Here is a 20,916-nt window from a genome sequence, read left to right as displayed (position 1 = left end):
TGCTCTGTGGAGGCCTTCGGCCCGGGAATGGCGAGCACGTGTTCCCGGGCCGTGGGGCGTCCGGGAGCATGAGGCATGATCTCGGATGACTGGCACCTCACCCAGGACGTCGACGCGTTCCTCGCCCGGGCCGGCGGCTTCCTGCGCTCGCGCCCCGCCCTGCACAACACCCCGCTGACGGACATCGAGAAGCTGCGCACGCGCGCAGCGGCCGACCACGACGGCGACGTCCCCGTCTTCGGCCTGCTGGAGTCGGACGGCGCGGTGCGCGCCGTCTTCTACCGCACTCCGCGCGGTCGCCTGGGCCTCACCCCCCTGTCCCATGAGCAGGCCGACGCCCTCGGCGCTCACCTGGCCGCCCTCGGTCACCGCCCTTCCGACGTCATCGCCGACCACGACACCGCCGGTGCCTTCGCCGACGCGTGGCAGCGGCACACGGGCGCTTCCGCGGTGCCCTTCTGGCGGACGCACCTCTACCGCCTCGGCACGCTCACGCCGCCGCGGCCGCACCCGGAGGGCCGGGGGCGCGCAGCCGGCGGGGAGGACCGGGAGCAGGTCGTGGGCTGGTGCCGCGAGTTCTGCGTCGCCGTCGGGGAACAGCGGTCCCTCGACCTGATCGACGCCGGCTCCTGGGACGACTCACGCTTCGGCGACCGGCACTTCACCTTCTGGGAGGACCCGGACGGCACCCCGGTCTCCATGGCGGCCGCGACCTCGGTCGTCGGCGGCATGGTCCGGGTGGACCCCGTCTACACCCCGGTCCACCGCAGGGGCCGCGGCTACGCGGGGGCCGTGACGGTCGCGGCGAGCAGGGCCGCGCTGGCCGCGGGCGCGACGGACGTCGTCCTGTTCACCGACCCCGACAACCCGACCAGCAACGCCCTCTACCGGCGCCTCGGGTACGTCCGCATCGCCGACTTCGCCGGGTACCGGTTCTCCTGAGGCGCCGGCTGCCGGTCGGCGCCTGAGGTCAAGCGCCGGATGCCGGTCCGTAGCGGGTGGCCATCTCGGCGGCGCGGCGGCGCAGGGAGGTGCGCAACGACTCCGGGGTCAGGGCCTCCGCGGCCGTGCCGAGCTGCCAGAGCGCCCACTCGGCATGGCGCAGGTCCTGGAAGGTCGCCTCGAGCCGCAGCCGGCCGTCCGGTTCCGGGCCCGGGCTCGGTTCCGGGCCCGCGGCGCGGACCACTACGGCGGTGTTCAGCAGGTCCTCCCTCCGCTCCGGGTTCAGCCGCATCAGCACGGCGATGTGGTCGCCGGACAGGAACCGCGCGCAGCGTTCCCGCCAGACCCGGTCCAGATCGACCCGGTCCGGTCGCTGTGCCGGCTCGGGCAGTTCCTCGGCGGCCAGGATCCGGGACAGCCGGTAGGTGCGGTCCGCGCCGGACCGCGTGGCCAGCAGGTAGCCCCGGTCCCGCACGGTGACCAGGCCGATCGGGTCGACCGTGCGCCACTGCGGTGCCCGGTCCACGGCCGCGTAGTGGAGGCGGAGTTTGCGGCCCGTGAGGACCGCGCGCCGGATCTCGGCCATCGTGCTGCCCGGCACCTCCTCCGTGGGCGTCCGGCGGGAGAGGAGGTCGGTCTCCGGTGCGACGAGGATGCGTGCGGCCGCGTCGCTCACGGCGGTCTGGTGGCTCTCGGGCAGGGCGTCGACCACCTTGCGCGTCGCCGAGGCGAGCGCCGAGCCGAGACCGAAGGCCTGCTCGCCGCGTGCGGACCCGGCGGTCAGCAGGGCGAGGGCCTCTTCGTGGTTCAGTCCGGTGAGCTCGGTCCGGAAGCCGGGCAACAGCGCGAACCCGCCGTGCCGGCCGCGTTCGGCGTAGACCGGGACGCCGGCCGCGGACAGCGCCTCGATGTCACGCAGCACGGTGCGGGTGGACACCTCCAGCTCGCGGGCCAGCGTGCCCGCGGTCAGCCGGCCGCGCTGACGGAGCAGCAGCACCAGGGAGACCAGCCTGTCGGCGCGCATGGGGGGACCTTATCCAATACATGACCATCGGTGTCATGAATGGTCGGCAGGCTCTGGAGCAGCGGCGTCCACGAGGGCGGCGACCACGCCGCTGGGCGTACGCATGCCCGATCGAGCGACAGGAGTCGATGTGACAGTGGAACGAACGGCAGTCAACCCGGTGACGTGGTCGGTGGCGAGGGGGTTCAACCAGGGCGAGCTCGTCTCCGGGCACACCCGGACCCTGTACTGCTCCGGCCAGACCGCGATGAGCGGCGACGGGGAGCCCCTGCACGACGGCGACATGGCCGCGCAGCTGGCGCTGAGCCTGGACAACCTGGAGGCCGTGCTCGGACGGGGCGGCATGTCCCTCGCCAACCTGGTCCGGCTGGGAGTCTTCACGACCGACGTCGATCTGCTGATGCCGCGGTACGGCGTGCTGGCGTCGCGGCTGGGAGCCGCCGGGGTGGCCCCGGCCACCACGCTGCTCGAGGTGAGGCGGCTGGCGGTGCCGGGCCAGCTGGTCGAGCTGGAGGGAACGGCGGTCGCGTGACCCGGCCCCGCCTGCCGCCGGGCGCGGTCCCGCCGGCGAGAGCGGCAGGCGGGTGGGCCGTGGTCGGCTCCGTCGCGGCCGGTCCCCGTTCTTCCCTGGGGAGAACCGGAGCCCGCGCCGTCACTTCCGCCAGAACAGGTGGTGCACCACCCCGCTGGGACTGGGGACCACGTCGAGGTGGAAGCGGTCGGTCAGCTCGTCCGGGGACTCCCACAGGCGGGCACCGGAGCCGAGCGTGATCGTCGGAGCCACCACCACGTGCAGGGTGTCCACCAGGCCCGCCTCCAGGAAGGCGCGGATGGTGGTGGCACCGCCACCGAGGCGGACGTCCTTGCCCTGGGCGGCCTCCTTCGCCCGGGCCAGGACCTTGGCGGGGTCGTCGTCGACGAAGTGGAAGGTGGTGTCCGAGAGGGTGAAGGAGGGGCGGACGTGGTGGGTCATGACGAAGACCGGGGTGTGGAACGGCGGCTCGTCGCCCCACCAGCCCTGCCACTCCTCGTTCTCCCAGGGGCCGCGCTGGGGGCCGAACTTGTTGCGGCCCATGATCTCGGCGCCGACGTGGTGGTCGTGATCGCGGATGAAGTAGTCGTCCAGTCCGCGGCTGCCGCCCGGCTCCGTCCGCATCTTCCAGCTGGCCGTGGTGCCGGCCCAGCTCATCAGGCTCAGCGGATCGGCATGGCCGAAGGGCCGCTCCAGGCTCTGCCCCTCACCCGCGCCGAATCCGTCACTCGAGACGGTGAAGTTCTGGACCCGCAGCAACTGCGTCATGGCGCTACCCGCTCCCGTTCGGTGATCTCCGACCATCGCTGCCGGAAGGGTAGACCCGCGGGCCCGGAGGATGTCATCGCCGTGCCCGCGGCACCTCCGCGTTCCCGTCCGTCCGCTGCGCACCGGCCGCGAAGCGACTGAGGAGCGAGGCGGGCACGTACGCGTCGTCGGTCCCGGGCGGCGGCCCTCGTCCGCGCCCCGTGCTCGTGAGCCCGGTGCTCCTCAGCCCTGTCTCGGATCAGTCGAGTGCTCCGTCTCCGAGCTGGTCGCGGATCAGGTTGATCAGCTCGTCGTCGTCGGCGGCCTGGATGCGGTCGGTCGCGGCGCTGTCCGCGGCGGCCGGCCGGTCGGCGGTCCACTTGTCGAGGAACGCCTGCAGGCGGACGGTGACCCGCGCCCTGGACAGTCCGTCCGGCGGCGAGTCGGCCATCGCCGCCTCCAGGGTGTCCAGTGCCCCGATGAGCGGCTCGACGTCGGTGACCGGATCGCCGCCGGGCAGCGTGTCGTGCAGGTGGTCGGCGAGGGCGGCCGGCGTCGGGTGGTCGAAGACGATCGTCGACGGCAGCGGCGTACCGCACCGGCGGGCCAGCAGGTCCCGGAACTCGACGGCGGTCAGCGAGTCGAACCCGAGGTCCCGGAAGGGGCGGGCACCGTCGATCCGCTCGTCCGCGTCGTAGCGGAGGACGACGACGAGCGCGCTTCTGATCAGCTCCGTCAGTTCGGCCAGCCGCTCGGCGGTGCTCAGCGTGGCGAGTCGGTCCCGTAGCCCGGTGTCGGCCTCCTGCTCGGCGGGTGTCCCGGTCGGCGCTGCGGTGTCGGCGGCCTCGGGCAGTTCGCGCAGCAGCGGGCTCGGTCTGCCGGAGGTGAACGCCGGGGTGAACCGGGCCCAGTCCACATCGGCGACGGTCACGTTCGTCTCGCCGCCGTCGACCGCCTGGGCCAGCGCGGCGATCGCCAGGGCCGGGTCGAGCGGTGTCAGGCCGCGGCGGCGCAGGAACTCCTCCGCCTCTCCGGACACCGCCATGCCGGCGCCGGCCCACGGGCCCCAGGCCACCGAGACGGCGGCCAGTTTCCGGTCCGCGCGGCTCTGGGCGAGCGCGTCCAGATAGGCGTTGCCGGCCGCGTAGAGCGCCTGGCCGCCGCTGCCCCAGGTGGCGGCGATGGAGGAGAAGAGCACGAACAGCTCCAGATCGGCGTCCCTGGTGAGCTGGTCCAGATGGGCCGCGCCGAGCACCTTGCCGTCGGTGGTCTCCGCGATGTCCGCGAGTCCGGTGGTCTCCACCGGGCCGGACCGGGCGACGCCGGCGGCGTGGACCACGCCGAGCAGGGGGCGGTCGGCCGGTACGGCGGTGAGGAGTTCCGCCACCGCGTCCCGGTCGGCGACGTCGCAGGGGGCGACCGTGGCATCCGCGCCCAGGGCCTTCAGCTCGGCGAGCAGTGCGTCGGCTCCCGGTGCGCGCGCACCGCGACGGCTGGTGAGCAGCAGGTGCGACACGCCGCGTCCGGCGAGCCACCGCGCGACCGAGGCGCCGAGTGCTCCGGTACCGCCGGTGATTAGGACCGTGCCCGGTCGGGACGGCGTCCAGGGCGTGGTGGCGGGGTCCGGTCGGTCGGCCCGGACCAGGCGCCGGGCGTGGACCCGGCCGTCGCGCAGGGCGAGTTGGTCCTCGTGGGAGTCTCCGCGCAGTACGGCGGCCAGCCGGGTCAGGTCCTGGTCGCCGTCCGTGGACAGGTCGACCAGGCCGCCCCAGCGCTGCGGGTGTTCCAGCGCCACGGCCTGCCCGAAGCCCCACAGCCGCGCGTGCTCGGCCCGGGTGACCCGGTCCGCCGCGTCGACCGCGACGGCGCCGCGGGTCAGGGTCCACAGCGGAGCGGCGCACCCGGCGTCGCCGAGGGCCTGGACGAGGGTGAGGGCCACCGCCAGCTCGGCCCGGTCGCCCGCCGGGTGCACGACTCCGCGCAGGTCGCCCGCCATCGCCGTGCCGATCCGGGCGGCCAGCTCGTCCCGGTCGGGACGGGTCGCGTCGACCGTCAGGGGGACGACGTGGGCGGCGGCCGCGCGGAGGGCTTCCCCGACGTCGCCGCCGTCCTCGTCGCCCGCCTCGGTGACCAGGAGCCAGGTGCCGTCCAGGGGGGCGTCCGGTACGGCGACCGGTGTCCACTCCACCCGGTAGCGCCAGCCGTCCAGCGCCGCGTGCTGCCGTGCCTGCCGTCGCCAGGACGACAGGGCCGGCAGCACCGCCGCGAGCGCGTCCGGTCGTGCGGCCAGCCGCAGGGCGCTCGCCACCTCGGTCACGTCCTCGCGCTCCACCGCTGCCCAGAACCGGGACTCGACCGCATCCTGGGCCGGTGCCGGTTCCGGTGCCGAGGTCGCCGGCTCCGGCCAGTACCGGTCACGCTGGAACGCGTACGTGGGCAGGGCGATCCGTCGGCCGTGCGCGGGCACCGCCGCCGCCCAGTCGACGTCCACGCCCACCGCCCAGATCCGGCCCAGCGCCTCCCACGCCGTGCGCACCTCGTCGCGGTCCCGCCGCAGGACCGGGGCGAAAGCGCCGGTCGCGCCGGACCGGCGGGTCATCGCGCAGAGCACGCCGTCCGGGCCGAGTTCCACGAAGCGGGTGACGCCCTGTTCGGTCAGCTGTCGTACTCCGTCGGCGAACCGTACGGTCTCGCGTACCTGCCGCACCCAGTAGTCGGGGCCGGTCAGGTCCGCGCCCGCCGTCGCGGGGATCACGGGGATCCGGGGCTCGGCGAACGTCATCGCCTCCACGACCTCGGCGAACTCGGCCAGCATCGGCTCCATCAGGGCCGAGTGGAAGGCGTGCGACACCGTGAGACGACTGGTCCTGCGGCCCTCGGCCGACCACTTCGCGGCATACTCCTCGACCACCGCGGCCGCACCCGAGACCACGAGCGACGACGGGCCGTTCACCGCGGCGATGTCCAGCCGGCCCCGTACGCCGTCGAGGATCTCGGCCTCGGTCGCCTCGACCGCGAGCATCGCGCCGCCGGCGGGCAGTGCCTGCATCAACTGACCGCGCTTCGCGACCAGTTCGCAGGCGTCCTCGAGTGAGAGGACTCCAGCGCAGTGGGCGGCGGCGATCTCCCCGACCGAGTGGCCGAGCAGGACGTCGGGGACCACGCCGAAGGACTCCAGCAGCCGGAAGACGGCCACCTCGACGGCGAACAGGCCGGCTTGGGCCCATACGGTCCGGTCGAGCCCCTCGCCGTCGAACACCACGTCCCGCACGGGACGTTCGTACTTCAGGTCCAGCTCGGCACAGACCGCGTCGAAGGCGTCGGCGTAGGCCGGGAAGGCCTCGTACAGCTCCCTTCCCATGCCGGCCCGTTGGGCACCCTGCCCGGTGAACAGGAACGCCGTACGGCCCTCGCCGGTCGTCTCCGAGATCAGGTCGGCGGACGGTGCGCCGTCGGCCAGTGCGGCGAGGCCGGCGAGCAGGTCGGCGCGGCCGGTGCCCATGACCACCGCGCGGTGCTCGAGGTCGGCCCGGGCCAGCAGGGACCGGGCGACGTCCGCCGGGGCCGCCTCCGGCTGTGCGGTCAGGGCCGCGTGCAGCCTCCTCGCCTGTGCGGCGAGCGCGGTGGCGGACCGGCCGGACACCAGCCAGGGCGGTGTCGTCCCGTCGCTCGGGCGCTCGTGCGGGGCGGCCTCGTCCGCCGGGACGGGTTCGGCCTCCAGGATGATGTGGGCGTTGGTGCCGCTGATGCCGAACGAGGAGACGCCCGCCCGGCGCGGGCGGCCCGCCTCGGGCCACGGCCGGGCCCGGGTCAGCAGCTCCACCGCGCCGGCCGACCAGTCCACCTGCTCGGTGGGATGATCGGCGTGCAGGGTGGGCGGCAGCATGCCGTGCCGCAGCGCCAGCACCATCTTGATCACGCCGGCGACACCGGCGGCCGCCTGGGTGTGGCCCAGGTTCGACTTGATCGAGCCGAGCCACAGCGGCCGGTCGGCGTCCCGGTCCTGGCCGTAGGTCGCCAGCAGCGCCTGTGCCTCGATCGGGTCGCCGAGCCTGGTGCCGGTCCCGTGTGCCTCGACCGCGTCGACCTCCGACGGCGCCAGTCGCGCGTCCGCCAGGGCCTGGCGGATGACCCGCTGCTGGGAGGGCCCGTTGGGGGCGGTCAGGCCGTTCGAGGCGCCGTCCTGGTTGACCGCGCTGCCCCGTACCAGCGCGAGGACCTGGTGCCCGTTGCGGCGGGCGTCCGCCAGCCGCTCGACCAGCAGTACGCCGACGCCCTCGCCCCAGCCCGTGCCGTCCGCGTCGGCCGAGAAGGCCTTGCAGCGGCCGTCGTCCGCCAGGCCGCCCTGCCGGGCGAACTCGGTGAACGCCGTCTCGGTGGACATTACCGACACACCGCCGGCGAGCGCCAGATCGCACTCGCCGCGCCGCAGGGCCTGCGCGGCCAGATGGAGCGCCACCAGCGACGACGAGCACGCCGTGTCGACGGTGACCGCCGGCCCTTCCAGACCGAAGGCGTAGGACACCCGGCCGGACAGCACCGCCGCCGCGTTGCCGGTGGCCGCGTGGGCGTCCAGGCCCTCGTCGGCGGATGCGGCCAGCACCACCGGGTAGTCCTGTCCGTTGGTGCCGACGAACATCCCGACGGAGCGACCGCGTACCGCGCGCGGGTCCACTCCGGCGGACTCGAAGGTCTCCCACACCGTCTCGAGGAGCAGCCGCTGCTGCGGGTCCATCGCCAGCGCCTCGCGCGGGCTGATCCCGAACAGGCCCGCGTCGAACTCCGCGGCGCCGTCGACGAATCCGCCGCGCAGCGCGGGGAGGCCGGGGAGCGCGGCGAGGTCCCAGCCCCGGTCGGTGGGGAACGTCGTCATGGCGTCCACCCCGCCGATGAGCAGGTCCCACAGGTCCTCGGGGGAACCGACGCCGCCGGGCAGGCGGCACGCCATGCCGACCAGCGCCAACGGCTCGTCCGTCTCGGCGGCGGCTCCCGTCGCGGTCGCGGGGACGACGGCCGGTGCGGGCACCTGTTCGCCGCCGAACAGTTCCTCGCCGAGGTACCGCGCCAGCTCCGCCGGGGTCGGCCGGTCGAAGACCAGGGAGGCGGGCAACCGCAGCCCGGTCCGTACGCCGGCCAGGTTCCGGAACTCGACGGCGGCGAGCGAGTCGAAGCCGAGGTCCCGGAACGCCTGGCCGACGCCGACCGCCTCCGCCGAGCCGTGGCCCAGCACCGTCGCCGCCCACGAGCGGACCGCCTCCAGCAGCAGCGCGCCGCGCCGAGCCGCCGGTGCCGCCGTCAGCTCCGCCCGGAACTCCGTGGCCGGGTCGGCCTCGGCGGCCGGGGTACGGGCGGACGCCGCTTCGGGCAGTTCGGTCAGCAGGGCGCTGGGGCGCGCGCCGGTCAGCCCGGCCGCGAACAGCGGCCAGTCGATGTCGGCGATCACCGGGTCTTGGTCACCGGGGACCAGGGCACCCGCCAGCGCCGCGACGGCGAGTTCGGGGTCCAGCGGCGACAGGCCACCGCGCCGCAGCCGGTCGGCGACCGCCTGGTCGTCGGCCGCCATACCGTCCTGCGCCCAGGGGCCCCAGGCGACCGAGACCCCGGGCAGCCCGCGGTCCCGGCGGCCGTGCATCCACGCGTCGACGAAGGCGTTGGCGGCGGCGTAGTTGCCCTGTCCGGCGCTGCCCACCGTTCCGGCGAGCGAGGAGAACGCCACGAAGAACTCCGGTTCCGCTCCCCGGGTCGCCTCGTCCAGGGCGACCAGTCCGGACACCTTGGCGGCCAGCACCGTCTCGAAGCGTTCCGGGGTGAGCGCGTCGAGCGTGCCGTCGTCCAGTACCCCGGCGGCGTGCACCACACCGATCAGCGGCTGTTCGGCCGGGAGCCGCTCCAGGGCGCCGGACACTGCCGCGCGGTCGGTGACATCGCCGGTCTCGACCGTGACCCGGGTCCCCGCGTCGGCCAGTTCGGCGACCAGCTCGGCCACCCCCGGAGCCCGCCGACCCCGTCGGCCCATCAGGACCACGTGGGGTACGCCCCGGTCGGCGAGCCAGCGGGCGACCGCCGCGCCGAGCGCTCCGGTGCCACCGGTCACCAGCACGGAGCCGGGCCGCGACGGCGACCACGGGGTGCTGCCGGCGGACTCGGCGCGCACCAGGCGACGGCCGTACACGCCGGCCGCGCGTACCGCCACCTGGTCCTCACCGGTCCCGCCGGCGAGGACGGCGGCGAGGCGTGCCCCGGCTCTGGCGTCCAGCACGGGCGGCAGGTCGAGGAGGCCGCCCCACCGGTCGGGCTGTTCCAGTGCCGCCACCCGGCCGAGTCCCCAGAGCTGCGCCGGCACCGCGGCGGGCGACGCATCCGACCGTCCGACCGAGACGGCGCCGCTGGTCAACGCCCACAGGGGGGCGTCGATTCCGGCGTCGCCGAGCGCCTGGAGCAGGCACAGGGTCAGGCGAAGGCCGGCGGACGGCCCGGTGCGAGGCGTCCCGTCGTCCGCCCAGGCCGCGAGGGAGACCACCCCGCTCACCGGTCCGGCCTCGGCGAGCTGGACGGCGAGGGCCGCCCGGTCCGTGCCGACGGGGACGAGGTGGACGGCCTCGGCGCCGGCGCCGACCAGCGCGGAGGACACCTCCTGGGCGGGCGCGGGGGCCGGCGGGGACTGCGGGACGACCACCAGCCAGCGGCCGGTCAGTACCGGGGTCGGGGACAGGTCGGTGATCGGACGCCAGGTCGCGAGGTAGCGCCAGGAGTCGATCGCGGACTCCTTCCGCCGCTGTCGCCGCCACGAGGAGAGCATGGGCAGCGCCGCGCCGAGCACGTCCAGGGTGCGGGGGTCGTCCAGGAGGTCGGCGAGGGCGTCGATGTCCTCGTGCTCGACCGCGTCCCAGAAGCGGGAGTCCGTCGTACGGGCGGGCGGTTGCGCGGCGGCGGTGACGGCGCGCGGCCAATACCTGTCGCGCTGGAACGGGTAGGTGGGCAGGGCGACCCGGCGGCCGCCGGGTGCCGTGGTCGACCAGTCGGCGTCCGCGCCGTCGGTCCACAGCCGGGCCAGGGCGAGCAACGCGGTGACGGTGTCGTCCCGGTCGGCTCGCAGGAGCGGGACGCACACGGCGTCGGCGTCGGTCTGCCGGGCCATCCCGCACAGCACTCCGTCCGGGCCCAGCTCCACCAGGCGGGTCACGCCGTCGAGCCGCAGCCACTCGACCCCGTCGGCGAACCGCACCGTCTCGCGGACCTGTCGTACCCAGTAGTCGGGGCTGGACAGGAGTCCGGGTTCGGCGGGCCGGCCGGTCAGGTCGGACACGACGGGGATGCGGGGCTCGGCGAAGTCCGTCTTCTCCAGCACGGCGGCGAACTCGGCGAGCATCGGTTCCATCAGTGCCGAGTGGAACGCGTGCGACACGGTCAGCCGGCGCGTACGACGCCCCTGGTCGCGCCAGCGGGCGGCGAACTCCTCGACCGTTTCGGCCGCGCCGGACACCACCACCGACGACGGGCCGTTCACCGCCGCGACGTCCAGCCGGTCCCCGATCGCCTCGACGACCTCGGCCTCGGTCACCTCCACCGCGAGCATCGCGCCGCCGGCGGGCAGGGCCTGCATCAGCCGCCCGCGTGCCGCCACGAGTCGGCAGGCGTCCGGCAGCGAGAACACCCCGGCGCAGTGCGCGGCGGCCACCTCGCCGATCGAGTGGCCGAGCAGCACGTCCGGGACCACGCCCCAGGACTCCAGCAGCCGGAACGCCGCGACCTCCACGGCGAACAGTCCGGCCTGCGCCCACACCGTCCGGTCCAGGCCGGTGCCGTCGAACACCACGTCCCGCACCGGGTGGTCCAGGTGCGGTTCCAGTTCGGCGCAGACCGCGTCGAACGCGTCCGCGTACACCGGGAACGTCTCGTACAGTCCACGTCCCATGCCCGTGCGCTGCGCGCCCTGGCCGGTGAACAGGAAAGCGGTTCGCCCCCGCGTCGCTACCGCCGACACCGCCTGGGCGGCGGTCCTGCCGTCGGCGAGCGCGGCGAGCCCGGCGAGGAGTTCGTCCCGGTCGGTGCCGACGACCACCGCCCGATGGTCCAGGGCGGCCCGGGTGGTGGCCAGCGACCAGGCCACGTCGTACGGGTCGACCTGGGGGTCGGCCACCAGCCCCCGCAGGAGCGCGGCCTGGGCCCGCAGACCGTCGGCGGTCTTGGCGGACAGCGTCCAGCCCAGGGGGCGCGGGGCACGCGGGGGTGCGGACGCTGCGTCGGGCGCCGGTGCGCCCTCCAGCAGGACGTGCGCGTTGGTGCCGCTGATGCCGAACGACGACACCCCGGCCCGGCGCGGGCGGTCGGTGACCGTCCAGGGCCGGGCCTCGGTGAGCAGCCGCACCGCGCCGGCGGACCAGTCGACGTGCGGGGTCGGCTCGTCCACGTGGAGGGTGGCGGGGAGCACGCCGTGTCGCATGGCCATGACCATCTTGATCACGCCCGCCACGCCCGAGGCCGCCTGGGTGTGGCCGATGTTGGACTTGACGGAGCCCAGCCACAGCGGGTGGTCCTCGTCCCGGCCCTGTCCGTACGTCGCCAGCAGCGCCTGCGCCTCGATGGGATCGCCCAGGCGGGTTCCGGTGCCGTGTGCCTCGACGACGTCGACCTCGTCCGGAGCCAGGCCCGCGACGGCCAGCGCCTGGCGGATGACGCGCTGTTGGGACGGACCGTTGGGTGCGGTCAGACCGTTGGACGCGCCGTCCTGGTTGACCGCGCTGCCGCGTACCACCGCGAGGACGTCGTGGCCGTTGCGGCGGGCGTCGGAGAGGCGCTCCAACACCAGGACGCCCACGCCCTCGCCCCAGCCGGTGCCGTCCGCGCCGCCCGCGAACGACTTGCAGCGCCCGTCGGAGGCCAGTCCGTCCTGCCGGGCGAACTCGGCGAACGCCGCGGGCGACACCATGACCGTCACCCCGCCGGCCAGCGCCAGCTCGCACTCCCCGTTGCGCAGCGCCTGCGCCGCCCAGTGCAGCGCCACCAGCGACGAGGAGCACGCGGTGTCGACGGTGACCGCGGGTCCCTCCAGGCCGAAGGTGTACGCCACCCGGCCGGAGATCACGCTGTTGGCAGTGCCGGCCAGCAGATACCCGCCGGCGCCTTCAAGGCCGTCGCCCGGACCCCCGTATCCGGAGGAGGAGGCGCCGGCGAAGACGCCGACCGGCCGGCCGCGCAGTGAACGCGGATTCAGTCCGGCGGACTCGAACGCTTCCCAGGAGGCTTCGAGCAGCAGCCGCTGCTGGGGGTCCATCGCGAGCGCCTCGCGCGGGCCGATCCCGAACAGACCGGCGTCGAACTCCGTGGCCCCGTCCACGAATCCGCCCCGTGCGGCCGCTCCGGCCACGACGTCCCGCGGCCACGCGCGGTCGGCCGGGAACTCGGCGGTGCCGTCGACACCGTGGGCGACGAGGTCCCACAGCTGCTGGGCGTCGCGCACCCCGCCCGGGTAGCGGGCGCTCATGCCGACGATCGCGATCGGTTCGTCCGCGGCGCCGACGGCGGTGGTCGTGCCGGCGAGCGTGCCGGTCGGCTCCAGGAGTCCGGCGGACAGGTGCTCGGCCAGCGCGGTGGGGTTGGGGTGGTCGAAGACCAGGGTGGCGGGCAGGGTCAGCCCGGTGTCCGCGCCGAGCAGGTTGCGCAGCTCGACGGCGGTGAGCGAGTCGAAACCGGCGTCGCGGAAGGACCGGTCCGGCTCGATCGCCTCCGCGGAGGCATGCCCGAGCGAGACGGCCGCACGGGCCCGGATCAGGTCGAGCAGCATGCCGTGGCGGCGGCTCTCGGGTGCCGCGACCAGCTCGTCGCGGAAGGTCGAGCCGCGGTCGGCGGCGACGGTCGCCGGTGCCAACGCCTGTACAGCGTCCGGCAGTTCGGTGAGCAGAGCGCTGTCCCGGCCGGAGGTGAAGGCGGGCGCGAACCGCTCCCAGTCCACGTCGGCGACGGTCACACAGCTCTCGTCGAGGTCCACCGCGCGTTCCAGCGCGCGCACGGCGAGGTCCGGTGCCATGGCGACCAGGCCGTGGCGGTACAGGTACTCCTCGGCCCCGCCCTGCGTGGCCATCCCCTCGCCCTCCCACGGCCCCCAGGCCACGGAGGTGCCGCTGCGTCCGTGCGCCCGCCGCCGCTCGACGAGCGCGTCGAGGTGGGCGTTGGCGGCCGCGTAGACGCCCTGGCCGCCGCTGCCCCAGGTGGCCGCGATCGAGGAGAAGACCACGAACAGGTCCAGGTCCGTCTCACGGGTCAGCTCGTCGAGATGAGCCGCGCCCGTCACCTTGGCGTCCAGGACGCGGGCGATCTCGGCCTCGTCGGTGTCGGCGAGCGGTACGGCCTGTGCGGCGCCGGCCGCGTGCACGACGCCGGTCAGGGGGTGCTCTTCGGGGATCGCGTCCAGGACGGCCGCCAGCGCCGTCCGGTCGGTGACGTCACAGGCGACGACGGTCGCCTCGCAGCCGTGCGCGGCCAGTTCGGCGACCAGTTCGGTGGTGCCCGGCGTGTCGGCGCCGCGACGTCCGAGCAGGACCAGGCGCGGTGCTCCTCGTTCGGCCAGCCGGCGCGCCACCCGCTTGCCGAGGGCTCCGGTGCCGCCGGTGATGAGGACGGTCCCGGAGGGCGTGTACGGGGTGCCGGTCGGCTCGTCGGCGGCGGCGCGTACCAGACGGCGGCCGTACGCGCCGGAGGTCCGTACGGCGACCTGGTCCTCGCCCGTGCCACCGGCCAGTACGGAGACCAGGACGCGGGCGGCGCGGGCGTCGATGTCGGCCGGGAGGTCGATCAGACCGCCCCAGCGGCGCGGCTGTTCCAGTGCCGCCACCCGCCCGAGGCCCCAGGCCTGCGCCTGGGCCACCTCGCGCAGCGGATCGGAGCGGCCGATCGACACCGCCCCGCTGGTGAGCATCCACACCGGCGCGTCCAGCCCCGCCTCGTCCAACTGCCGCAGCAGCGCCACCGACTCGGTGACGACGGCGGACGTCGGGGCCAGGGCGACGACTCCGGCGACGGTGGCACAGGCGTGGGCGCCCCGCGGGTCGGCCTCCCGGTCCAGGGGGGCGACCTCGGCTCCGGCGGCGCGCAGTGCCTCGGCGAGGCGGGCGGCCGGTTCGGCGTCGGACGGGGTGGCAGCGACCAGCCAGGTGCCGGACAGGGTGGCGGTGGTGCCGGTGAGGTGGTGGAGCGGGGTCCAGGTGACGCGGTAGCGCCACGAGCCGATCACCGACTCCTGGCGGCGGGAGCGCCGCCACCGGGAGAGTGCGGGGACCAGGGCGTCCAGGGGGGTGGTGGCGTCGGGCAGGCCGAGGGTGTCGGCGAGTCCGGCCGGATCCTCGCGGTCGACGGCCGCCCAGAACCGTGCCTCGTCCGCGTCGGCGGGTGCGGCCGGGTCGACCGCCGCCGGCTCCGGCCAGTACCGCTCCCGCTGGAAGGCGTACGTCGGCAGGGCGACCCGGCGCCCGGCGGGCAACACCGCCGGCCAGTGGACCTCCGCACCGGCGGCCCACAGCCGGCCGAGCGCGGCCAGGGCGGTCTCGTGCTCGTCCCGGTCACGGCGCAGCACCGGCGCGAACACGGCGTCACCGGCGCTCTGCTGCGCCATCCCGCAGAGCACCCCGTCGGGGCCGACCTCGACGAACCGGGTGACGCCGCGTGCGGTCGCCTCCCGTACGGCGTCGGCGAACCGGACGGTGCCGCGTACCTGGCGCACCCAGTACCCGGGGGTGGACGGCTGCCCGCCCTCCGTCGCGGCGACCAGGGGGATACGGGGTTCGGAGTAGGCCACCGACTCCGCGGCCGAGGCGAAGTCCGCCAGCATGGGCTCCATCAGGGTCGAGTGGAAGGCGTGCGACACCGTGAGACGACTGGTCCTGCGCCCCTCCCCCGACCACTTCGCGGCGAACTCGTCGACGGTCGCGGCGTCACCGGAGACCACCACCGACGTCGGTCCGTTCACCGCCGCGACGTCCAGCCGGCCCCGTACGTCCTCGACCACCTCCGCCTCGGTCGCCCGCACCGCCAGCATCGCCCCGCCGGCGGGCAGTGCCTGCATCAGCCGGCCCCGTGCGGCGACGAGCGCACACGCGTCGGCGAGTGAGAACACGCCCGCGCAGTGGGCGGCCGCGATCTCACCGACCGAGTGGCCCACCAACACGTCGGGGACCACACCCCAGGACTCCAGCAGCCGGAACACCGCGACCTCGACCGCGAACAACCCGGCCTGCGTCCAGACGGTCCGATCGAGGTCGACGCCGTCGAAGACCACGTCGCGTACTGGGCGTTCCAGGTGCCGGTCGAGTTCCGCGCAGACCGCGTCGAAGGCCTCGGCGAACACCGGGTACGCCTGGTACAGCCCTCGTCCCATGCCGGCCCGTTGCGCGCCCTGGCCGGTGAAGAGGAACGCCGTGCGCCCCTCGGCGACCGCGCCCGAGACCACGTGCGCGGCGGGGTCGCCGGAGGCCAGCGCGGTCAGCCCCGCCACCAGGGCGCCGTGGTCGTCGCCGACGATCGCCGCGCGGTGGTCCAGCGCGGTCCTGGTGGTGGCCAGTGACCAGGCCACGTCGTGCGCTCCGGCCTGCGACGCGGAGAGGGCGGTCGCCAGTCGTGCCGCCTGGGCGCGCAGGCCCTCGGGGGTGTGCGCGGAGACCAGCCAGCTGACCGGGCCGGGCGTGGGCACAGGCGTGGGCGTGGCGTCGGAGGGCGTGGGTCCCGCGGCCTCCAGGATGACGTGGGCGTTGGTGCCGCTGATGCCGAACGACGACACGCCGGCCCGGTGCGGCCGGTCGGACAGCGGCCACGGGCGGGGCTCGGTGAGCAGTTCGACCGCGCCGGTCGACCAGTCGACGTGCGGGGTGGGCTGATCCGCGTGCAGAGTCGGCGGCAGCACCCCGTTCCGCATCGCCAGCACCATCTTGATGACGCCCGCGACGCCGGCGGCGGCCTGGGTGTGGCCGATGTTGGACTTCACCGAACCGAGCCACAGCGGACGGTCCGCGTCGCGGCCCTGTCCGTACGTGGCGAGCAGCGCCTGCGCCTCGATCGGGTCGCCGAGCCTGGTGCCGGTGCCGTGCGCCTCGACCGCGTCGACGTCCGACGGCGCGAGCCGCGCGTTCGCCAGCGCCTGACGGATCACCCGCTCCTGGGAGGGGCCGTTCGGTGCCGTCAGGCCGTTGGACGCACCGTCCTGGTTGACCGCGCTGCCCCGCACCACGGCCAGGACCTCGTGGCCGAGCCGCTCCGCGTCCGACAACCGCTCCACGAGCAGCAGGCCGACGCCCTCGGACATTCCGGTGCCGTCCGCTTCGGCGGAGAAGGCCTTGCAGCGTCCGTCCGACGCCAGACCGCGCTGGCGGTCGAACTCGGTGATCACACCCGGGGTCGCGAGGACGGTCACCCCGCCGGCGAGCGCCATCCCGCACTCGCCGTTGCGCAGTGCCTGCACGGCCAGGTGGAGCGCCACCAGCGACGAGGAGCAGGCGGTGTCGACGGTGACGGCCGGTCCTTCGAGGCCGAAGGTGTACGCCAGCCGGCCGGACGCCACGCTGGTCGCGGTGCCGGTCATCAGATGCCCGAGGGCGTTGTCCGTCAGGCGCATGCCGTGGCCGTACTGCGCGTGCGCGGCGCCGATGAACACGCCGGTGGAGGAGCCGTGCGCGTCCGAGGTCGCGATACCGGCGGACTCGAACGCCTCCCAGGCGGTTTCGAGCAGCAGTCGTTGCTGCGGGTCCATGGCGAGGGCCTCGCGCGGCGAGATCCCGAAGAGGGCGGCGTCGAAGTGCGTGGCCTCGTCCAGGAACCCGCCGCGCGCCGCCTCGGCGCCGACGAGGTCCCGCGGCCAGCCCCGGTCGGCCGGGAAGCCGGAGGTCGCGTCCAGACCCTCGCTGACCAGCGGCCACAGGTCGGCCGGCGAGGCGACTCCGCCGGGCAGTCGGCAGGCCATGCCGACGATCGCGATGGGTTCGCCGGGTGCGGCGGCGGTCGCCCTGGGCGTCGCCGGTACGGGGGCGGGCTCGCCGCCCAGGCGGGTGCCGAGGTGTTCGGCGAGCGCGGTGGGCGTCGGGTGGTCGAAGACGAGGGTGGCGGGGAGCCGGAGCCCGGTCGCGGTGTTGAGCCGGTTGCGGAGTTCGACCGCGGTGAGCGAGTCGAAGCCGAGGTCGCGGAAGGCCTGGCGGACGCCGACGGCGTCGGTCCGGGCGTGGCCCAGCACGGTCGCCGCGTTGCCTCGGACGAGGTCGAGGAGGAGGTCGCGCCGGTCGGTGGCGGAGAGTCCGTGCAGCCGGGTGGCGAGGGCGTTGTGGGTTTCCTCGTTCCGGCCGGCCGCGCGTCGGCCGGCCGGGCGGATCAGGCCGCGCAGCAGGGCGGGGACCTCGCTGCTCCGGGTGAGGTCGAGGGGGAGGGGCAGCAGGTGCGGGGTGTGTGTCGCGGCCGCGACGTCGAAGAGCGCCAGGCCCTGCTCGGTGCCGAGGGTGGCGCCCGTCCGGCTCCCGGTCGGGGTGGCGTCGCCGAGGAGGTGGCCGGTCATGGTGCTGGCCTGCTGCCAGAGGCCCCAGCCGAGGGACTGGGCGGGCAGTCCGCGGGCGCGGCGGTAGGAGGCGAGCCCGTCGAGGAAGCTGTTGGCGGCCGCGTAGTTGGCCTGGCCGCCGGTGCCGAGGGTGGCCGAGGCGGAGGAGTAGAGCACGAACAGGGCGAGGTCGGTGTCCAGGGTGAGGTCGTGCAGATGGACGGCGGCGTCCACCTTGGGGCGGAGCACCGCCGCGACCCGCTCGGGGGTCATCGACTCGAAGACGCCGTCGTCGAGGACGCCGGCCGCGTGGATCACTCCGGTCAGCGGATGCCGGTCCGGTATCGCCGCCAGTACGTCGGCCAGCGCGCTGCGGTCGGCGGCGTCGCAGGCCACCACGGTCGCCCGGGCGCCCGCGGCACGCAGGTCGGCGAGGAGTTCGGTCGCGTCGGTGCCGTCCGCGCCCCGGCGGCTGAGCAGCAGGATGTTCCGTGCCCCGTGTGCTGTGACCAGGTGCCGGGCGAGCAGGCCGCCGAGCGTGCCGGTGCCGCCGGTGATGAGGACCGTGCCGTCGGGGTCGAGCGGCGTCGGGACCGTGAGCACGTTCTTGCCCACGTGCCGGGCCTGGCTGAGGTGCCGGAAGGCGGACACCGCGTCCCGTACGTCCCAGGCGGTGACCGGCAGCATGTCCAGGGTCCCGGCGTCGAACAGGGCGAGGACCTCGGCGAGGATCTCCCGTATCCGGTCGGCGCCGGCCTCGGCGGGGTTGAACGCCTGGTAGCGCACGCCCGGGTGGTCGGCCGCGACCTGTGCGGCGTCGCGGAGGTCGGTGCGGCTCAGGTCGGCGAACCGGCCGCCGTCGCCGAGGAGCCGCAGGGACGCGTCGACGAACTCGCCGGCGAGCGAGTTCAGCACCACGTCCACGCCCCGGCCGTCGCTCGCGGCGCGGAAACGCTGCTCGAACGCGAGGTCCCGGGAGGAGGCGATGTGCGCGTCGTCCAGGCCGGCGGCGCGCAGGGTGTCCCACTTGCCGGGCTTGGCGGTGCCGAAGACCTCCAGGCCGAGGTGGCGGCCGAGTTGTACCGCTGCCATGCCGACGCCGCCGGCGGCGGAGTGCACGAGCACCGACTCGCCCGGCCGGGCGCGGGCCACGTCCACCAGCCCGTAGTACGCGGTGGCGAACACGACCGGTACGGCGGCCGCCTGGGCGAAGGTCCAGCCGGCGGGCACGGGGGCCAGCAGTCGCCGGTCGGTGACCGCGCGGGAGGCGATGCCGCCGGTGAAGAAGCCGAACACCCGGTCGCCCACGGCGAGGTCGTGCACCTCGGGGCCGACCTCGGTCACGACGCCGGCCGCCTCGGCGCCCATCTGTGCCCGGTCCGGGTACATGCCGAGGGTGATCAGGACGTCGCGGAAGTTGACACCGGCGGCGCGTACGGCCACCCGCACCTGGCCGGTGGTCAGCGGGGCGTCGGCGTCGGGCGCGGGGAGCATGGTCAGGTGGTCGAGGGTTCCCTCGTCGGTGACGTCCAGTCGCCAGGCGGCGGGTCCCGCGGGCAGGGGCAGGCCGTCGTCGGCGGGCGGGCGGACGAGACGGGGTGCGCGGGCCCGGCCGTCGCGTATCGCGACCTGTGGTTCGTCGTCGGTGACGGCCCAGTTCGGCCAGATGTCGCCGTCGGTGCCGGCGGGGTCGCGGTCCAGCAGGAGGATACGGCCTGGGTGTTCGGACTGGGCGGAGCGCAGCAGGCCCCAGACCGCCGCCCCGGCGAGGTCGGTGACCGTCTGGCCGGGCACGGCGGGGACGGCCCCGCGGGTGACGACCACCAGACGGGTGTCGAGGTACCGGTCGTCGGCGAGCCAGCCCTGGACGGTGCGGAGCACGTCCTGGGTGGTGCGGTGGACGGTGTCGGCCGACAGGGGCGCGTCGGGCGCGGGTCGGGGGAGGGTGAGGAGGGCGACGGGGGGCGGCGGCGTGTCGTGTGCCGGGGGCGGTCCGTCGGGGTCGAGGCGCGCCCATGCGGAGGGGTCGGGCGGAGTGTTGCCGGGGGCGGGGTCGGGCAGCGCGGTCCAGTCGACGGCGAACAGGGCCTCGCGCAGGTGCTGTTCACCGACCTGCCGCAGGGCGTCGGGGGTGATGTCGCGCAGTACGAGGGCGTCGACGGTGACGACGGGTGCGCCGGTGGGGTCGGTGGCTCGTACGTTCAGGCCGTCGGGGGTGGTGGTGAGGGCGACGCGGAGTACGGTCGCCTCGGTGGCGTGGAGTGTGACGCCGTGCCAGGCGAAGGGGAGTCGGGTGCCGGAGTCGGCGTCGGCGGTGACCGCGACGGCGTGCAGGGCCGCGTCCAGCAGTGCCGGATGGATGCCGAAACCCGCGGCGTCGACCGCTTCGGGCAGTTCCACCTCGGCGAGGACGGTGTCCCCGTCGCGCCATGCGGCTCGTAGGCCCTGGAACGCTGGGCCGTAGCCGTAGCCGGCCTCCGCGAGTCCGTCGTAGAAGCCGGCCAGGTCCACGGGACGTGAGCCGGGCGGCGGCCACGTCGTCGGCTCCGTGGGCGCGTCCGCGCCGGACTCGCCGAGCAGTCCGGTCGCGTGGCACACCCATGGGGCGTCGTCGGAGGGGCGGGAGCACACCTCGACGGAGCGGTCGCCGGAATCGTCGGGCGCCCCGATGCCGACCTGGAGCGCGACACCGGCCCGGGCGGAGAGCAGGAGCGGTGTCCGCAGCACCAGTTCCCGCAGGAACCCGCAGCCCATCTGGTCACCGGCGCGCAGTGCCAGCTCCGCGAACGCGGTACCGGGGACCAAGACCTGGCCTCGCACCGCGTGGTCCTGGAGCCAGGGGTGCGACGACTGCGACAACCGCCCCGTCAGCACCGCACCGCCGCTCGGCAGGACGACGGCCGCGCCCAGGATCGCGTGGCGCAGGCCCTGTTGCCCCACCGCGGACACGTCACCGGACATCACGGGGCGCGGCCAGTAGCGTTCACGTTGGAAGGCGTAGGCCGGCAGTTCCACGCGGCGTCCGGTGGGGACGACGGAGGACCAGTCGACCCCGGCTCCCGCCACCCATGCCTCGCCCAGAGCCGTCAGGAAACGCTCCTGACCCCCCTCACCACGACGCAGCGAACCCACCACCACGGCATCCACACCCGCGGCCTCAGCCGT

The 20,916-nt window shown here is 75.1% G+C and carries 4 protein-coding genes and 1 pseudogene; 2 read left to right on the top strand and 3 right to left on the bottom strand.

Annotation, left to right across the window (positions count from 1 at the left end; translation table 11 throughout):
* Positions 1–75: 75 nt before the first annotated feature.
* The gene (locus tag ACGF5T_RS29455) at positions 76–942 is read left to right on the top strand and encodes a GNAT family N-acetyltransferase (protein WP_361018940.1); all 867 of its coding nucleotides are present in this window, start codon (positions 76–78) and stop codon (positions 940–942) included.
* A 28-nt stretch (positions 943–970) separates the two neighbouring features.
* On the opposite strand, the gene ACGF5T_RS29450 is transcribed toward ACGF5T_RS29455, so the two are convergent.
* Positions 971–1,966 (bottom strand): WYL domain-containing protein, encoded by a 996-nt coding sequence (locus tag ACGF5T_RS29450; protein WP_366767844.1) that lies wholly within the window; start codon positions 1,964–1,966, stop codon positions 971–973.
* 136 nt (positions 1,967–2,102) lie between these two features.
* Here ACGF5T_RS29450 and ACGF5T_RS29445 point away from each other — a divergent pair, with 136 nt between their 5' ends.
* The gene (locus ACGF5T_RS29445; RefSeq protein WP_366767845.1) at positions 2,103–2,498 is read left to right on the top strand and encodes a RidA family protein; all 396 of its coding nucleotides are present in this window, start codon (positions 2,103–2,105) and stop codon (positions 2,496–2,498) included.
* A gap of 120 nt (positions 2,499–2,618) precedes the next feature.
* On the opposite strand, the gene ACGF5T_RS29440 is transcribed toward ACGF5T_RS29445, so the two are convergent.
* Both ACGF5T_RS29440 and ACGF5T_RS29435 read right to left on the bottom strand, forming a co-directional pair.
* Entirely contained in the window at positions 2,619–3,266 is a 648-nt protein-coding gene (locus ACGF5T_RS29440; RefSeq protein WP_366767846.1) for a dihydrofolate reductase family protein, read from the bottom strand.
* A 238-nt stretch (positions 3,267–3,504) separates the two neighbouring features.
* A pseudogene (locus tag ACGF5T_RS29435) lies at positions 3,505–20,898 on the bottom strand (type I polyketide synthase); the annotation flags it as partial.
* Between the last annotated feature and the right edge of the window lie 18 nt (positions 20,899–20,916).

The sequence above is a fragment of the Streptomyces sp. NPDC047853 genome (genome assembly GCF_043204535.1).
Classification (GTDB): domain Bacteria; phylum Actinomycetota; class Actinomycetes; order Streptomycetales; family Streptomycetaceae; genus Streptomyces.
The sequence above is the reverse complement of the archived record's forward strand: the minus strand, read 5'-3'. Positions and strand labels throughout refer to the sequence as shown.

Coding starts and splice junctions, on each gene's coding strand:
- ACGF5T_RS29455 (WP_361018940.1), top strand. CDS start 76: ATGATCTCGGATGACTGGCACCTCACCCAGGACGTCGACGCGTTCCTC.
- ACGF5T_RS29450 (WP_366767844.1), bottom strand. CDS start 1,966: ATGCGCGCCGACAGGCTGGTCTCCCTGGTGCTGCTGCTCCGTCAGCGC.
- ACGF5T_RS29440 (WP_366767846.1), bottom strand. CDS start 3,266: ATGACGCAGTTGCTGCGGGTCCAGAACTTCACCGTCTCGAGTGACGGA.